18 protein-coding genes are annotated in these 16375 nt (G+C 68.3%); 15 read left to right on the top strand and 3 right to left on the bottom strand.

Annotated elements, in window-relative coordinates; all coding sequences use genetic code 11:
* Positions 1-368: 368 nt before the first annotated feature.
* Entirely contained in the window at positions 369-1358 is a 990-nt protein-coding gene (dusA, locus tag IT41_RS11425) for a tRNA dihydrouridine(20/20a) synthase DusA (protein WP_074948102.1), read from the top strand.
* Here the strand turns inward: dusA and IT41_RS11420 are convergent.
* Both IT41_RS11420 and mazG read right to left on the bottom strand, forming a co-directional pair.
* Positions 1351-2241, bottom strand: coding sequence for a phosphotransferase (locus IT41_RS11420; protein ID WP_231564737.1), 891 nt, complete (start codon positions 2239-2241; stop codon positions 1351-1353). The genes dusA and IT41_RS11420 overlap by 8 nt on opposite strands.
* Complete coding sequence (mazG, locus tag IT41_RS11415) at positions 2234-3082, bottom strand: nucleoside triphosphate pyrophosphohydrolase (protein ID WP_052081456.1); 849 nt, start codon at positions 3080-3082, stop codon at positions 2234-2236. The genes IT41_RS11420 and mazG overlap by 8 nt, the downstream gene beginning before the upstream one ends.
* A gap of 187 nt (positions 3083-3269) precedes the next feature.
* Here mazG and yajC point away from each other — a divergent pair, with 187 nt between their 5' ends.
* The 11 genes from yajC to IT41_RS11360 all read left to right on the top strand — a co-directional run bounded on the left by yajC (position 3270) and on the right by IT41_RS11360 (position 11580).
* A complete protein-coding gene (gene yajC, locus IT41_RS11410) occupies positions 3270-3602 on the top strand; it encodes a preprotein translocase subunit YajC (protein WP_036741337.1) in 333 nt (110 codons plus the stop codon).
* Between the two features lie 31 nt (positions 3603-3633).
* A complete protein-coding gene (gene secD / locus IT41_RS11405; RefSeq protein WP_036741328.1) occupies positions 3634-5298 on the top strand; it encodes a protein translocase subunit SecD in 1665 nt (554 codons plus the stop codon).
* A gap of 12 nt (positions 5299-5310) precedes the next feature.
* Positions 5311-6297 carry a protein translocase subunit SecF gene (gene secF / locus IT41_RS11400; RefSeq protein ID WP_036741327.1) on the top strand — a complete coding sequence of 329 codons (987 nt, stop codon included), beginning with the start codon at positions 5311-5313 and terminating at the stop codon, positions 6295-6297.
* Positions 6297-6653, top strand: coding sequence for an Mth938-like domain-containing protein (locus tag IT41_RS11395; protein ID WP_036741325.1), 357 nt, complete (start codon positions 6297-6299; stop codon positions 6651-6653). The genes secF and IT41_RS11395 overlap by 1 nt, the downstream gene beginning before the upstream one ends.
* Positions 6650-7282, top strand: coding sequence for a heme ABC exporter ATP-binding protein CcmA (ccmA, locus tag IT41_RS11390; protein ID WP_036741323.1), 633 nt, complete (start codon positions 6650-6652; stop codon positions 7280-7282). Before IT41_RS11395 ends, ccmA begins: the two co-directional genes overlap by 4 nt.
* A 10-nt stretch (positions 7283-7292) precedes the next feature.
* Positions 7293-7949: a heme exporter protein CcmB gene (ccmB, locus tag IT41_RS11385; RefSeq protein ID WP_036741317.1), complete on the top strand. Its 657-nt coding sequence runs from the start codon at positions 7293-7295 to the stop codon at positions 7947-7949.
* Positions 7950-8001: 52 nt separating this feature from the next.
* Positions 8002-8727 carry a heme ABC transporter permease gene (locus IT41_RS11380; protein ID WP_036741315.1) on the top strand — a complete coding sequence of 242 codons (726 nt, stop codon included), beginning with the start codon at positions 8002-8004 and terminating at the stop codon, positions 8725-8727.
* On the top strand, positions 8724-8867 hold the full coding sequence (ccmD, locus tag IT41_RS11375; protein WP_036741313.1) for a heme exporter protein CcmD: 144 nt from the start codon (positions 8724-8726) through the stop codon (positions 8865-8867). Before IT41_RS11380 ends, ccmD begins: the two co-directional genes overlap by 4 nt.
* Positions 8868-8880: 13 nt before the next feature.
* Positions 8881-9399, top strand: coding sequence for a DsbE family thiol:disulfide interchange protein (locus tag IT41_RS11370; RefSeq protein WP_036741382.1), 519 nt, complete (start codon positions 8881-8883; stop codon positions 9397-9399).
* Between the two features lie 136 nt (positions 9400-9535).
* Positions 9536-10639, top strand: coding sequence for a histidinol-phosphate transaminase (hisC, locus tag IT41_RS11365; RefSeq protein ID WP_036741311.1), 1104 nt, complete (start codon positions 9536-9538; stop codon positions 10637-10639).
* Positions 10639-11580, top strand: coding sequence for a prephenate/arogenate dehydrogenase family protein (locus IT41_RS11360; RefSeq protein ID WP_036741308.1), 942 nt, complete (start codon positions 10639-10641; stop codon positions 11578-11580). Before hisC ends, IT41_RS11360 begins: the two co-directional genes overlap by 1 nt.
* On the opposite strand, the gene IT41_RS11355 is transcribed toward IT41_RS11360, so the two are convergent.
* Entirely contained in the window at positions 11577-12614 is a 1038-nt protein-coding gene (locus tag IT41_RS11355) for a DUF2125 domain-containing protein (RefSeq protein WP_036741379.1), read from the bottom strand. The genes IT41_RS11360 and IT41_RS11355 overlap by 4 nt on opposite strands.
* A 93-nt stretch (positions 12615-12707) precedes the next feature.
* Here IT41_RS11355 and IT41_RS11350 point away from each other — a divergent pair, with 93 nt between their 5' ends.
* The 3 genes from IT41_RS11350 to IT41_RS11340 all read left to right on the top strand — a co-directional run bounded on the left by IT41_RS11350 (position 12708) and on the right by IT41_RS11340 (position 16368).
* Positions 12708-13268 carry a gamma-glutamylcyclotransferase gene (locus tag IT41_RS11350; RefSeq protein WP_036741305.1) on the top strand — a complete coding sequence of 187 codons (561 nt, stop codon included), beginning with the start codon at positions 12708-12710 and terminating at the stop codon, positions 13266-13268.
* 81 nt (positions 13269-13349) lie between these two features.
* Positions 13350-14957, top strand: coding sequence for a hypothetical protein (locus IT41_RS11345; RefSeq protein ID WP_052081452.1), 1608 nt, complete (start codon positions 13350-13352; stop codon positions 14955-14957).
* Positions 14947-16368 carry a peptidoglycan -binding protein gene (locus IT41_RS11340; protein WP_036741304.1) on the top strand — a complete coding sequence of 474 codons (1422 nt, stop codon included), beginning with the start codon at positions 14947-14949 and terminating at the stop codon, positions 16366-16368. The genes IT41_RS11345 and IT41_RS11340 overlap by 11 nt, the downstream gene beginning before the upstream one ends.
* The last annotated feature ends 7 nt before the right edge of the window (positions 16369-16375 follow it).

Here is a 16375-nt window from a genome sequence, read left to right as displayed (position 1 = left end):
CAAAAATCCCATGTCAATCACTCCATATCTCCCCGACCGAATCCGTCAGGGCAACGTGTTCACATGGGTCAATTCTCAGTGGAAATTCGGGAGGCTACCGGGTCAATTCTCAGCGGAAATCAACAATCTTGCCCTCAATGGTCCGCGCCCAAAGCTCCGCGTCACCGCGGCGCAGGAAGGATTCACTGATGTAGTGCCCTTTGCGTCTGACCTGGACTCGCCAGGAGCCCGAAGGAAGCTTTGATATGGTCGCCATTTCGTGTGCTCTATGTGTGCAGTGCGCGGTCGAAACGTGGCGAAAAGGGGCGTATTGGGTCGTAAATTAGAGTGCACACGCCGCCGCGCAATGAGTTGATACTACTGGAAAAATGACGAAATATCAAGCACATAGACTTGCCATTGCGCCTATGATGGACTGGACGGACCGCGCCTGTCGCGGGTTTCACCGGCTCCTGTCGCGCCGGGCGCTGCTTTATACCGAGATGGTGACCGCGCCGGCGGTGATCCATGGCGACCGGGCGAAGCTTCTGGATTTCGACGCGGCCGAGCATCCCCTGGCCCTGCAACTGGGCGGCTCGGACCCCGCGCAGCTGGCCGAGGCGGCGCGGATCGGCGCCGGCTGGGGCTATGACGAGATCAATCTGAATGTCGGCTGCCCCAGCGACCGGGTGCAATCGGGCTGTTTCGGCGCCGTGCTGATGACCCGCCCGGAACTGGTCGCCGAATGCGTCACCGCGATGATTGCCGCCAGCCCGGTCGAGGTGACGGTGAAATGCCGCATCGGTGTCGATGAGCAGGAGCCCGAGACGGTCCTGCCCGCCTTTCTGCGCCGCATGCGCGATGCGGGTGTGCGCCGCATCGCCATCCACGCGCGCAAGGCCTGGCTGCAAGGCCTGTCGCCGCGCGAAAATCGCGAGGTGCCGCCGCTGGATTATCCGCTGGTGCATCGCATGAAGCAGGAGTTTCCCGATCTGGATCTGTCGGTCAATGGCGGCATCGCTTCGCTGGATCAGGCGCGCGAACATCTGGCGGTGATGGACGGCGTCATGGTCGGCCGCGCCGCCTATCATCAGCCCTGGGACATGCTGGGCCAGGCGGATCGGCTGTGGGGCGAGACCCCGCCCTTTGACGATCCGCTCGACGCTGCGCGGGCCATGCGCGCGCGGATCGCCGCGCATCTGGCGGCGGGCGGGCGGCTGCATCAGATCACCCGGCACATGCTTGGCCTGTTCCACGGCCGGCCCGGCGCGCGCGGCTGGCGGCGACAGCTTTCGGAAGGCGCCGGCCGGGCGGTCGGTGCGGCCGATGCGCTGGCGGTCTATGACGCCGCGCTGGCCGAGATCATGGCGCCTACCTGATCCAGTTCCGCATGGCCTCGGCCAGCAATCCGCGCCGCCGCGGCTGGCGCGGGCAATAGAGGTAATATCCCAGCATCATCACCCCGATCAGGAAGCGCAGGATGGGGCGCTGGTCCTCGGCCAGCAGGCCGGGGACCGAAACCAGCGCATCGAAATCCGCGGCGGCAATGCCGTCGATGGTCTCGGCGGCGGGGCTGGGACGGCGGCCCTCGAGCCAGGCCAGAAGCCGCGCGATGTCCAGCGCCACCGGGATCATGGCGCCGCCCTGCATGTCGATGCCGGTCATGCGGCCGGTGGTCTCGTCCCAGAAGATATTGTCCGGCGTCAGATCGCCATGCGAGGCCGCGCGCTCGACGCTGGCGCCGCGCAGCTGGAAGGCTTCGGCGCGCAACTGCGCCATATGGCCGGCAACCAGTTCGCGGTCGATCCAGTCGCCCTCGGCGGTCAGCAGGCGTTCCTCGGCCATGGTCAGCCAGAAGCGCGGCCCGAAGGTGCCGCGCTCGCGCGACGGCGCGGTCAGGCGCAGCAGCCACGATCCGATGCGCCCCAGAAGCCAGGCCCGGCGCGTTGCGCGGGCCGAGGCAAGCACGGTGGCCGAGGGGGCGCCCGGCGCGGCTTCCAGAACCAGCACCCCCTGATCCGGGACCGAATGCAGCGGCAGGACCACGGCATCCTGGCCCTGACCGAGAGCCTGCGCCGCCTCGTGCAGCCGCGCCTCGGTCCGGCGGACGGTATCGGCGGGATCGCCATTGCGGAACAGCTTCAGATAGGCGGGCTTTCCATGCAGCCTGATCTCGCAGACCATATGCATGGGGCGGTCGCGCAGCAGGCGCACATATTGCGCGCCGGCAAGCTGCGGCAGATCGACCTTCAGCCTAACCACGTTCGGCGGCCTTGGCGGCATCCCAAAGCTGATCCATTTCGGCCAGGTCGCTGTCCTCGGGGCGGCGGCCATCGGCGGCCAGCGCCGCCTCGATGGCCCGGAAGCGGCGGGTGAACTTGGCATTGGCCATGCGCAGCGCCTCTTCCGGGTCGATGTCCAGATGCCGCGCCAGATTGGCCATGACGAACAGCAGATCGCCGAATTCCTCGGTCAGATGGGTGTGATCGGCGCTGTCCCGGGCCTCGACCAGTTCGCGGCTTTCCTCGGCGATCTTGTTCAGGACATCCTGCGGCCCTGGCCAGTCGAAGCCGACGCGCGCGGCGCGGTTTTGCAGTTTCAGCGCGCGGGTCAGGGCCGGCAGGCCAAGCGCGACCCCGTCCAGCACCCCCCGTTCGGCCTTGGCGGCGCGTTCGCGCGCCTTGATCGCCTCCCAGTCGCGGACCTGCTGTTCGGCGGATTTGTCGCGGGATTCGTCGCCGAAGATATGCGGGTGGCGGTCGATCATCTTGGTGGTGACATGGCCGACCACATCGGCAAAGCCGAACATCCCGGCCTCATCGGCCATCTGTGCGTGAAACACCACCTGCAGCAGCAGATCGCCCAATTCGCCGGGCAGCTCCTCCCAGGCCTTGCGCGCGATGGCATCGGCGACCTCATGCGCCTCTTCGATGGTATAGGGCGCGATCGAGGCGAAATCCTGCTCGATATCCCAGGGACAGCCGGTTTCCGGATCGCGCAGCGCGGCCATGATCGCCAGCAGGCGGCCGATGCCGGTCGGATCGGCCGTATCCGCGGCGTGACGTGCCGGCTCAAGCTGATCCTGCGCCTTGTCTTTTGCCATGATCGCACCTTTATCACGTGGGCCCTGCCTGCCACATGCCCGCTGTCATGTCCATGTCTTGGAACTGTTGCGGTGGCTTTGCCGGCAGCGGGGTCGCGCTTTCTTGCCAATGCCCGGGCTGGCGGCTAGGGTGCGCGCCAAATTCCGCCGGGGGATCGCCCGGAGCACATACTCAGAGGTATCGCAGATGTTCGTGACCCCCGCCTATGCCCAGGCCGCCGGAGGCGCTTCGCCGCAAAGCATGATCAGCACGTTCGCGATGTTCGGCCTGATCTTCGTGATCATGTATTTCCTGATGATCCGGCCGCAGCAGAAACGCGTGAAGGAACATCGCGCCATGGTCGAGGCGCTGAAAAAGGGCGATGAGGTGGTCACCCAGGGCGGTCTGGTCGGCAAGGTCACCTCGGTGCGCGACACCGAGCTTGAGGTCGAGATCGCGCCGGGCGTCAAGGTCCGGGTGATCCGCTCGACCATTACCGGCGTGGTGAACCGCACCCAGCCCGCCGCCGCGAATACCTGAGCCGCCAACACGGAAGGCCGCGCATCTTACCATGCTGGACATCCCATTCTGGAAGCGTCTGCTGATTCTGGGGCTGGTGGCCCTGGGGTTGCTCTATGCGATGCCGAACCTGTTCTATAACCGGGTCGAGCAGCATAACGACGCCATCGCCGCGGCCGAACGCAACGGCTTCGAATCGACCGAGGACAGCGCGGCGCGGGCCGGCTGGCCGGATTTCCTGCCCTCGGGGCTGGTCAATCTGGGCCTCGACCTGCGCGGCGGCGCGCATCTGCTGGGCGAGGTGCATGTCCAGGATGTCTACAAGGCGCGGATGGATGCGCTCTGGCCCGAATTGCGCGACGCGCTGGCCGCCGAGCGCGGGACCATCGGCGCGATCCGCCGCGTCGAGGCGCCCGAGGGCGAACTGGCGGTCGAGATCGGCAATCCCGACCAGATGGCCCGCGCCGTCCAGATCGCGCGCGGGCTGGCGGTGCCGGTCACCTCGCTGACCGGGGCGGGGCAGGACGATCTGGTCGTCACCGCCAGCGGCAACCGGCTGGGCATCGCGCTGTCGGACGCGGAAAAGACCGCCGCCGACGAGCGCACCGTCCAGCAAAGCCTTGAGATCATCCGCCGCCGCATCGACGAGGTCGGCACCCGCGAACCCACCATCATGCGCGAGGGCAAGGACCGCATCCTGATCCAGGTGCCCGGCATCGGCTCGGCCGAGGAGCTCAAGCAGCTGATCGGCACCACCGCGAAGCTGACCTTCAACCCGGTCGTCAGCCGCACCGCCGATGCCAATGCCCGGCCGGGATCGGGCAATGTCCTGCTGCCCTCGATGGACGAGCAGGGCATCTATTACATCATCGAGGAACGCCCCGTCGTCACCGGCGAGGATCTGACCGATGCCCGGCCCAGTTTCGATCAGGACGGCCAGCCGGCGGTCGAGTTCCGTTTCGGCCCCTCGGGGGCCAAGCGGTTCGGCGCCTATACCTCGGCCAATATCGGCCAGCCCTTTGCCATCGTGCTGGACGATCAGGTGATCTCGGCGCCGGTGATCAGATCCGCGATCACCACCGGCTCGGGCCAGATCTCCGGCGCGATGAATATCGACGACTCGACCCGGCTGGCGGTGCTGCTGCGCGCCGGCGCCCTGCCGGCCGAGATGACATTCCTCGAAGAGCGCACCATCGGCCCGGAACTGGGACAGGATTCGATCGATGCCGGGCGGCTGTCGGCGGTGATCGCCACGGTCGCGGTGGTGGGCTACATGATCGCCAGCTACGGGCTGTTCGGCGTCTTTGCCTCGGTCGCGGTCATGGTGAACATCATCCTGATCCTGGCGGTCATGTCGATGATCGGCGCGACGCTGACCCTGCCGGGCATCGCCGGGATCGTGCTGACCGTGGGCACCGCGGTCGATGCCAATGTCATCATCTTCGAGCGCATCCGCGAGGAATTGCGACGCGGCAAGCGGGTGGTCAAGGCGATCGACGACGGCTTTTCCGAGGCGATGAGCGCGATCATCGACGCCAACGTGACCACCTTCATCGCGGCGCTGGTGATGTTCTTTCTGGGTTCCGGCCCGGTCAAGGGCTTTGCGGTAACGCTGACCATCGGGCTGGTCACCTCGGTCTTTACCGCGATCTACCTGACGCGCCTGATGATCGTGGTCTGGATCGACATGCGCAATCCGAAGCAACTGGTTCTGTAAGGGGGCAAGCTCATGGCATTCCGTCTGAAACTCGTCCCCGACGAAACGAGGATCGACTTTTTCCGCTGGCAATGGCTGACCTTCGGCATCTCGGCTGCGGCGATGCTGCTGTCGGTGATCTCGGTGCTGGTGGTGGGGCTGAACTTCGGCATCGACTTCAAGGGCGGCACCACGATCCGCACCACCAGCCCGACCGCCTTCGAGGTCGGCGATTACCGGCAGGCGCTGAGCCCGCTGGATCTGGGCGATGTCTCGATCACCGAGGTCTTCGATCCCGGTTTCGGCCAGGACAAGCATGTGGCGCAGATCCGCATCGGCACCCAGGACGAAACCGGCTCGGTCACGCCCGAGCAGCTGAACGAGGTCGAGGCGGCGCTGCGCACCGTCGATCCGCAGGTCCGTTTCGAGGCGGTGGAATCGGTCGGGCCCAAGGTCTCGGGCGAGCTGATCATGACCGCGATCTATGCGGTCGCGGCCGCGACCGTGGGCATCCTGCTGTATATCTGGCTGCGCTTCGAATGGCAGTTCTCGGTCGGCGCGGTGGTGGCGGTCGTCCATGACGTCCTGGTGACCATCGGTATTTTCTCGATCCTGCAGCTGAAATTCGATCTGACGACCATCGCGGCGCTGCTGACCATTCTGGGCTATTCGGTCAACGATACCGTGGTCGTCTTCGACCGGCTGCGGGAAAACCTGATGAAGTTCAAGTCCATGCCGCTGCGCGAGGTGATGAACCTGACGGTGAACGAGACGCTCTCGCGCACCGTGATGACGGCGCTGACCACGGCGCTGGCGCTTGGCGCGATGATCGCCTTTGGCGGCGACGTGATCCGCGGCTTTGTCTTTGCCATGCTGTGGGGCGTCGTCGTGGGGACCTATTCCTCGGTCTATGTCGCCAAGAATATCGTGCTGTGGCTGGGCGTGAAGCGCGACTGGTCCAAGCCCGACCCGCAGGACAAGACCGATGAGGTTCCGGCGGCCTTCCGGGACGCGCCCTGATGCCGGTGCTGCTGCCCAGCGAATTTTCCGGGGCCGTGCCGGTGGACGGCTACGGCCCCGGCTTCTTTCGCGTGGCCGGTCAGGTGCATGAGGGCGCGGTGATCGTGACCGCGAGCGGCGCGCGGCCATGGGCGGGGCTTGACGATATCGCGGCGCTGCTGGCGCTGGCATCCGAAATCGACGTGCTGTTTCTGGGCATGGGCGGCGATATCGCCGCCGTGCCTGCGGCGATGGCCAGCGCGCTGGATCAGGCCGGCATCATGGTCGAGCCGATGAATTCGCCCTCGGCCGCGCGCAGCTATAACGTGACCCTGTCCGAGGGCCGGCGCGTCGCCTGTGCGCTGATCCCGCTATGACACGGCTGGCGGTGCGCGATCTGGCCGTCGCACGCGGCGGGTTGCGGGCCGTCGAGCAGCTGTCCTTCGCGCTGGCGGCCGGGCAGGCGCTGATCCTGCGCGGCCCCAATGGCATCGGCAAGACCACGGTGCTGCGCACGCTGGCCGGCTTGCAGCCCGCCGTTGCCGGCACCATCGAGGCCGCGCCCGAGAGCCTGGCCTATGCCGGCCATGCCGACGGGCTGAAACCGGCGCTCAGCGTGGCCGAGAACCTGCGTTTCTGGAGCCGGGTCTTTGACGGCCCCGAGATCGGCGCGGCGCTTGAGCGGATGAACCTGCGCGATCTGGCGACCCGTCCGGCGCATGCGCTCTCGGCCGGGCAGAAGCGCCGGCTGGGGCTGGCGCGGCTGCTGGTCACCGGCCGGCCAGTCTGGCTGCTGGACGAGCCCACCGTGTCGCTGGACAGTGCCTCGGTCGCGCTGTTCGCGGGGGTGCTGCGCGACCATCTGGCGCAGGGCGGGGCGGCGCTGATCGCGACCCATATCGACCTGGGCCTGCCCGAGGCGGAAATCCTTGACCTGGCGCCCTATCGCGCGCGTCCCGGCCAACGCGACCAGCGCCCCGCCGGTTTCAACGAGGCCTTCGCATGAGGGCGCGGGCATGAAATCCCTGCTGATTCGCGACCTGCGCCTTGCCACCCGCGCCGGTGGCGGCTTTGGCCTTGCGCTGGCGTTTTTTCTGATCGTCTGCACGCTGGTCCCCTTTGGCGTCGGTCCCGAGGGCGGCCAGCTCGCGCGGATCGCGCCGGGCATCCTGTGGGTGGGGGCGCTGCTCGCCTGTCTGTTGTCGCTGGACCGCATCTTCGCGCTGGATTTCGAGGATGGCAGCCTGGACCTGCTGGCCACCGCGCCCTTGCCGCTGGAAGGCGCGGTCGCGGTCAAGGCGTTGGCGCATTGGCTGACCACCGGCCTGCCGCTGGTTCTGTTCGCGCCGCTGCTGGGGGTGCTTCTGCATCTGCCCGGGCCGGCCTATCCGTGGCTTCTGGCCTCATTGCTGCTGGGCACGCCGGCGCTGTCGATGCTGGGCGCCTTTGGCGCGGCGGTGACCGTGGGCTTGCGCCGCGGCGGCCTGTTGCTGTCGCTGCTGGTGCTGCCGCTTTATGTGCCGACGCTGATCTTCGGGGCAGAGGCGGTGCGGCGCGGGGCCTCGGGCGCCGATCCGGTCACGCCGCTGGTCTTTCTGGCGGCGATCACGCTGGCGGTGCTGGCGCTGGTGCCCTTTGCCAGCGCCGCGGCCTTGCGGGTCAATCTGCGGTGAGTGCGACCATCGCACACTTGAGCGGGCAGGGGGGTAGCGTTAGGGAGCATCCATGTCGATCTGGGAATATGCCAATCCGGTCAAATTCATGCGCACATCCGGCGCGGCCCTGCCCTTTGTGGTGGCGGGGGCGGCGCTCTGCACCGTCGTCGGGCTGGTCTGGGGCTTTCTGACGCCGCTGGATTACAAGCAGGGATCGACGGTCAAGATCATCTTCCTGCATGTGCCGGCGGCGCTGATGGCGATCAATATCTGGCTGATGATGCTGGTCGCCTCGCTGATCTGGCTGATCAGACGGCATCATGTCAGCGCGCTGGCCGCCAAGGCCGCGGCGCCGGTGGGCGCGGTGATGACGCTGATCGCGCTCATGACCGGCGCGATCTGGGGCCAGCCGATGTGGGGGACATGGTGGGAATGGGACCCGCGTCTGACCAGCTTTCTGGTCCTGTTCCTGTTCTATCTGGGCTATATGGCGCTGTGGGGCGCGGTCGAGGATGCCGACAGCGCCGCCGATCTGACCGGCGTTCTGTGCCTGGTCGGGTCGGTCTTTGCGATCCTGTCGCGCTATGCGGTGAATTTCTGGAATCAGGGCCTGCATCAGGGCGCCTCGCTGTCGCTGGCCCCGGGCGAGCGGATGTCGGCGGTCTATCGCTATCCGCTTTACCTGACCATGCTGGGATTCTTCCTGCTGTTCCTGGCGCTTTTGCTGATCCGCACCCGGACCGAGATCCGCCGCCGCCGTCTGGCCGCGCTGCTGGCAAGGGAGAACCGCAGATGACCGAACTGGGAAAATATGCCGCAACCGTGCTGGCCGCCTATGGCGTCAGCCTGGCGCTGCTGGCGGCGATCATCGTGCAGAGCGTCATCGCCAATGCCCGCGCGCGCCGTGAACTGAGGGAGCATGAAAACCGTGGCTAGACTATCCCCCATGATGCTGCTGCCGGTGGCGGTTTTCGTCGGTTTCGCCGGGCTGGCCGGCTGGGCGCTGATGCGCGACGATCCCAATCTGATGCCCTCGACCCTGATCGGGCGCGCGGCGCCGGCGGTCGGCGAGACGACGCTGCCCGGCAAGGTGCAGCTGACCGACGAGATGCTGCGCGCGCCCGGCGTCAAGCTGGTGAATTTCTGGGCCAGCTGGTGCCCGCCCTGCCGGGCCGAACATCCGACGCTGACCGAGCTGTCGCAGCGCCTGCCGGTCTATGGCGTGGACCTGAAGGATCCCGAGGATGCGGCGCTGCGCTTTCTGGCCGAGGACGGCGATCCCTTCCACGCGCTGGCCACCGACCCGCGCGGCCGGATCGCGATCGACTGGGGCGTGACCGCGCCGCCCGAGACATTCATCATTGATGGCGAAGGGCGCATCCTCTACCGCCATGCCGGTCCGCTGGTCCGCGAGGATTACACCAACCGCTTTCTGCCCGAACTGGAGAAGGCGCTGGCGGCCGAGTGATGGCGGCGCCCGGCCCGGCGGCGGCCGCGGCTGTGGATATTTGGATGAAGAAGAAGGGCGGCGCGGCGCGCGGATGACAAGCCTTTCCAAGCCCGGCCGGCGGCGCTAAGAGGACGAGGCTTGCAAGAGGCCCGCCATGACGCAGACATCATCGCCCATCGTTCCACAACCCGGCATCATGAAGATCGCGCTTTACGAGGGCGGCGCCTCGAAGCTGGCCGGGGTCGAGAACGTGGTCAAGCTGTCCTCGAACGAGAATCCCTTTGGCCCTTCGGAAAAGGCGCGCGAGGCGGTCATTCGTGCGGCGCATGCGCTGCATCGCTATCCCAATACCGATCATGCCGGGCTGCGCGCGGCCATCGCCGAGGTGCACGGGCTCGACCCCGACCGGATCATCTGCGGCGTGGGATCGGACGAGATCATCCATTTCCTGTGCCAGGCCTATGCCGGGCCGGAAACCGAGGTGCTGTTTACCGAACATGGCTTTCTGATGTATCGCATCAGCGCCCATGCCGCCGGCGCGACCCCGGTGCAGGTGCGCGAGCGCGACCGGGTGACCGATATCGATGCGCTGATCGCCGGCGCGACCGAGCGCACGCGGCTGATCTTTGTCGCCAATCCGAACAACCCGACCGGCACGATGGTCGGCCTGCCCGAGCTTGAGCGGCTGGCGCGCGCCGTGCCGCAGGCGATCCTGGTCATCGACGCCGCCTATTGCGAATATGTCGGGGATTACGACGGCGGCGCGGAGCTGGCGACGCGGCTGCCCAATGTCTTCATGACGCGGACATTTTCCAAGATCTACGGCCTCGGCGGGCTGCGCGTCGGCTGGGGCTATGGCGCGCGCGAGATCGTCGATGTGCTGAACCGGATCCGCGGCCCCTTCAACCTGTCCCATGTCGCGCTGGAGGGGGCCGAAGCCGCCGTGCAGGACCGCGATCACGTCGCCCGCTGCCAGGCCGAGAACGCCCGGCTGCGCGCATGGCTGGCCGAGGCGCTGGCCGAGAAGGGCGTGCCCTCGGATACCTCATGCGCGAATTTCGTGCTGGCGCGCTTCGCCGATCAGGACACCGCCGTGGCCTGTGACGAGGCGCTGAAGAGCCAGGGCCTGATCGTGCGCCGGGTGGCCGGCTACGGCCTGCCGAACTGCCTGCGCGTCACCGTCGGCGACGAGGCTTCGTGCCGGCGGGTGGCGCATGTCATCGGTCAGTTCATGGCGGAACGCGCGGGGACCAGCTGATGGCGGCGGTCTATGACCGGGTGGCGCTGATCGGGCTGGGGCTGATTGCCGGCTCGATGTCGCTGGCGATGCGCGAGGCGGGGCTGGCCGGCGAGATCGTGGGCTATGCCCGCAGCCCCGAGACCCGCGACACCGCGCGCGAGATCGGGCTGGTCGATCATGTGACCGACAGCATCGCCGAGGCTGTCTCGGGCGCCGATCTGGTGGTGCTGGCCGTGCCGGTGGGCGCCATGGGCGTGGTGGCCGAGCAGATCGCGCCGCATCTGATGCCGGGCGCCACGCTGACCGATGTCGGTTCGGTCAAGCAGGCGGTGATCGAGGCGGTCCTGCCGCATGTTCCGCAGGACGTGCATTTCATTCCCGGTCATCCTCTGGCGGGGACCGAGCATTCGGGGCCGCGTTCCGGCTTTGCGGGCCTGTTTCGTCAGCGCTGGTGGCTGCTGACCCCGCCCGAGGGCACCGATCCCGGCGCGGTGGAGCGGCTGGCCGGGCTGATCCGCGCCATGGGCGCCAATGTCGAGCAGATGGATGCGCCGCATCACGATCTGGTGCTGGCCGTGACCAGCCATACGCCGCATCTGATCGCCTATACGATGGTGGGCGTGGCCGATCACATCAAGCGCATCACCGAGAGCGAAGTGGTGAAATATTCGGCCGCGGGCTTTCGCGATTTCACCCGGATCGCCGCATCGGACCCGACCATGTGGCGCGACGTGTTTCTGCAAAACAAGGAGGCGGTCCTGGATATCCTCGGCCGCTTTACCGAGGAGCTATTCGTGCTGCAGCGCGCGATCCGCATGGGCGACGGCGCGCATCTGCATGAGTATTTCACCCGCACGCGCGCCATCCGGCGCGGCATCATCGAGGCCGGTCAGGACACCTCGGCCCCCGATTTCGGGCGCGGTCAGGGCGCGCCGGCCGGGCCGCGCAAGGACGGTTAGCGCGGGAATACGGGCGCCGGGCCCAGCGGCACCGGCCCCAGGCTCATGCGGCCATCGGCAAGGCGCAGCGACAGGCGCAGCTCGCCCGGCGCGGGTGCGGGGAAAACCATGCCAGCAATTCCCGCCTCGTCCCCCTTGGCGCCGGGCGCGGCCGCAAGCGGGAAGGCGCCGAGGGTCCGCATCACGGTCTCGGCCGGCCCGACCGCATCGGCCGGGATCAGCCCGGCATCGGCCGCCGCGCGCAGGAGCGGCGCGGCATCCGGGGTATAAAGGGCCAGCCGCCCCTCGGCGCGCCCCTGTTCGTCCGCCCGCAACTGCCCGATGAGCCGCGCGGCCAGTGGTCCCAGTTTCAGTTCGCCCCTGTCGATCCGCAGCCCGATCAGGAGGGGGCGCGTCCCCGGCGCCAGCCGCGTCGGGCCGGGCGCGGAATCGAGCCAGACCCGCCCGTTTGCATCGAGCTGCAGCGGGCCGGGCCAGGGCAGGCCGCCGGTCAGCCGCGCCAGGTCAAGCCGGTCGGTGCGCAGCGCGAAATCATAGGCCGCCATCGTGTTTGGGGGCGAATCGTCGCCCGTCGGAACCAGCGCCGCCGTGACGCCCAGAGAGGTGGCGAGCGGCGCCCCATCCAGCGTTACCGGGCCGGTGCTCAGCCCGGCCGAATCCAGGGCGCCGCCGGCCAGCGGGCGCAGCCGGATGCGGCCTCCGGCCTCGGTCAGGCCCAGCGTCACCGGCCCGGCGCCCAGATCCAGCAGCGCCTGCGCGGGCAGGTTCAGCCGGATCTCGGTCGGGCGCAGGGGGGCAAGCCACAGATCGGCCTGCGGCAGTTCAAGCCGCCCGGCGGGGGTGTCGAGGCGCAGGGCGGACAGTTGCACGCCGATGCGCCGCGCCTCGCGCAGCTCGCTGACGGCTTCTATCCGAACCGTGGGGTCGCGCGCATCCAGCCTGCGCAGTTCGCGCGCCAGAAGCGTTTCGCCGCCCAGCCAGAAAGCGGCCAGCAAAACGGCAAGCAGGGTCGCAAGGATAAGCAGACGGCGCAAGGAAGCCTCATCTTTGGCGTGGCGGCTTGGATCGCAGGCCATGCTGCCCTAAGAGTTTTCAAGAGGAAAGTGTTCAGGGACTCGGGGTCAGGAATGGGTGAGGGGCAGCAGCACTGGGTCTTTGCCTATGGCTCGCTGATGTGGGATCCGGGTTTTCCCGTGGCCGAGATGGCGACCGCCCGGCTTGACGGTTATTCGCGCAGTTTCTGCCTGCTTTCCGTGGTCTATCGCGGCACGGCCGAGGCGCCCGGGCTGGTGCTTGGCCTGGACCGCCACCCCGGCGCGCATTGCACCGGCCTGGCGCTGCGCTGCGCCGGGCCGGACTGGCCCGATGCTTTGGCCGCCCTGCGCGAACGCGAACTGACCACCGGCGCCTATATCGAGACGGTGCTGCCCCTGCGGCTTGACGACGGCCGCCGGGTCGAGGCGGTCAGCTATGTGATCCGCCATGATCACGACCAGTATGCCGGCGCGCTGGACCTGTTCGAACAGGCGCGGATCATCGCCGGCGCCCGTGGCGGCCGCGGCGCCAATGCCGATTACCTGTTCAATACCGCGCGCCATCTGGCGCAGATGGGGGTCGAGGATCTGGATATCGACCGGCTGGCCCGGCAGGTCCGCAACCTGATGCAATCGGGGGGCGAAAAGACATAAGCGGCGCGGCCGCTTCCGGCGACTTGGCAGCGCGCGATACTGCCCCTACAGTCGGGGCCGAAGCAGGCAAGGGGGTCGAACTTGTCCCGATCTGACGGCGAAGAACCCGCAGGCGCGCATGCCGCACCCGAAGACCGCAAATCCCGCGCCGCCCGTCTGGCGGCGACGCGCGGCGGGCCGGCCATGACCGCGCCCGCGCAGCCCCGTTTCTCGCAACCCGTACGGCAGGTTCTGCTGATGCTGGTGGTGCTGGCGCTGGTCATTGCCGGCGCCTGGTTCGCCTATGGCCGCATCCTGCCGATCTTTTCCTCGAACCGGTTCCTGAACGGGCTGATCCTCGCGGTATTCGTGATGGGCGTGCTGGGCTGTTTCTGGCAGGTCGCGGAACTGGTGAAATCGGTCAGCTGGATCGAGCGTTTTGCCAGCCGCAGCCGCAATGCCGCGGCACGCGGCCTGCAGACGCCGGAGCCGGCCGGGCCCGAGGACGCGCCGCGCCTGCTGGCGCCGCTGGCGGCGCTTTTGGGCCAGCGTCGGCCGGTCGGCGGCGTGATCTCGACCGAATCCTCGCGCTCGATCCTGGATTCGGTGGCGACGCGCATCGACGAGGCGCGCGACATCACAAGATATCTGTCCAATCTGCTGATCTTCCTTGGACTTCTGGGAACCTTCTATGGGCTTGCCACCACCGTTCCGGCGGTCGTGGACACCATCCGCGCGCTGGCGCCACAGGGGGACGAGACCGGGATCCAGGTTTTCGAAAAGCTGATGACCGGGCTGGAATCGCAGCTTGGCGGCATGGCGACAGCCTTTTCCAGCTCGCTTCTGGGGCTGGCGGGGTCGCTGGTCGTGGGGCTGCTGGAACTGTTCGCGAGCCACGGCCAGAACCGCTTTTATCGCGAGCTCGAAGAATGGATGTCGGGCTTTACCCGCATCGGCGTGAGCGGCGTCGAGGGGCAGGGGCTGGGCGAGGCGGCACTGGCCGGCTTTGCCGAGCGCATCGAGCTGCAACTGGCCGGGTTGCAGGAATTCTACACGCTGCGCGACGAATTGCGCGATCAGGAGGCCGCCGCCGCCGATCGCCGCGCGCTGTCGCTGGCGCAGGGGGTCGAAAAGCTGGCCGGATTGCTGGGCTCGGATCGCGACCGGCTGGGCGACGCCCTCATGGCCGAGCGCGAGGCCACCGCGCAGGCGCTGGCCGGGCTGGACCGCTCGATCTCGGGACTGTCGGAATCGCCGGTGCTGGTGGCGGCGCTGGAGCGTCTGGCCGAAGGTCAGGCCCGGTTGATCGCGCTGGCCGAAGCGCCCCCGGCGCAAGAGGGTGCCGGGCGCGACCGGAACCTGTCCGCGGCGCTGGAGCGTCTGGCCGAGGGTCAAGACCGGCTGGTCGCGCTGGCCGAGGCGCCCGCGGCCCCGCCCGCCGAGGCCGGGGAGGCGCGCATCGGCGCGCTTGGCCGTTCGCTGGACCGGCTGGCGGATGGTCAGGACCGGCTGATCGAACTGGCCGGGGGCAAGGTCGCGCCGCCCGACGACCCCGAGGTGCGGATGCGTCTGCGCTCGATCGACGAGCTTCTGGGCCGGATGGTCGAAGAGGCGGCCAGCGGTCGCGACGGGCTGATCTCGGAGCTGCGCGAGGATATGGCCGCGCTGACCCGCGCGATCCGCAATCTGGAGCGGGGCGATGGCACTTAAGCGTCTTGGCCGGGGCGGCGCCGGCCGCTTTTCGGCCACCATCTGGCCGGGATTCGTCGATGCGATGACCGCGCTGCTGATGGTCATGATGTTCGTGCTGACCATATTCCTGCTGGTGCAATCGGTGCTGCGCGACCAGATCACCACCCAGGACAGCGAGCTGGACCGGCTGGGCGCGCAGGTCGCGCAACTGTCGCAGTCGCTCTCCACCTCGCAGGCGCGCGCGGGGTCGCTGGAACGCGACTTGACGGATGAACGCGAAAGGCTGCGCCGCGCGCAGCAGGCCATCGCCAGCGCCCGGGCCGAGATCGACGCCCGGACCGAGGCCGCGCGGCTGGCGGCGGCCCGGCGCGAGGCGCTCGAGGCGCTGATCGGCGATCTGCGCCGGCGCAACAGCGAGGCGCGGCTGCAACTCGACGAGGCCGAGGCCGCGCGTCTGGCGGATGCCGCCGCCGCGCAGGCGCTGCGCGAGCGCCTGTCGCAATCCGGCGCCGAACTGGACGCCGCGACGCTGGAGCTCGAGGCCGCGCGCAAGCAGGCCGAGGAGACCCTGACGCTGCTGGCCGCCGCCGAGACCGCCGGCAAGGAGCTTGCCGCCCAGCGGGACCAGCAGGCCGATGAGGCGGCGCGGCAGGCGGGTCTGCTGGCGCTGGCGCAGCAGAAACTGTCCGAGCAAGAAGCGCTTTCGACCGAGGATCAGCGCCGCGTCGCGCTGCTCAATCAGCAGGTGGCGCAGCTCAACGACCAGCTTGGCAGCCTGCGCGCGGTGCTGGACGCGGCGGGCGAGGAACAGCGCGCGGCCGATCTGCGGGCCGAGGATCTGGGCGCGCAGCTCAATGTCGCGCTGCTGCGCGCCGCCGAGGAAGAGCGCAAGCGCCGCGCGCTTGAGGAAGCCGCGCGCCTGAAGGCCGAGGAGGAGCGCAGCCGCGCCGTGGACGAGGCGCGCGATCTGGCCCGCTATCGCTCGGAATTCTTTGGCCGGCTGTCGCAGATCCTTGCCGGGCGCGAGGGGGTGCAGGTGGCGGGCGACCGTTTCGTCTTTTCCTCGGAAGTGCTGTTTCCCGCGGGCGAGGCGACGCTGTCGCCCGAGGGGCGCGACCAGATATCGCGGGTGGCCGGGATGCTGGGCCAGATCGCCGACGAGATCCCGCCCGAGATCGACTGGATCATCCGGGTGGACGGCCATACCGACAGCCAGCCGCTATCGGGCTTCGGCCGCTATCGCGACAACTGGGAACTCAGCCAGGCGCGCGCGCTGGCGGTGGTGCGCTATATGGTCGATGACCTGGGCTTTGCCGCGAATCGCCTGGCGCCCACCGGATTTGCCGATACCCGCCCGGCGGCCCCCGGCGACAGCCCCGAGGCGCTGGCCCGGAACCGCCGCATCGAACTGAAGCTGACCGAACGCTGAGCCGGCG

Source organism: Paracoccus halophilus (genome assembly GCF_000763905.1).
Taxonomy (GTDB): domain Bacteria; phylum Pseudomonadota; class Alphaproteobacteria; order Rhodobacterales; family Rhodobacteraceae; genus Paracoccus; species Paracoccus halophilus.
Note: the sequence above shows the minus strand (reverse complement) of the source record. Positions and strands in the feature narration are given on the sequence as shown.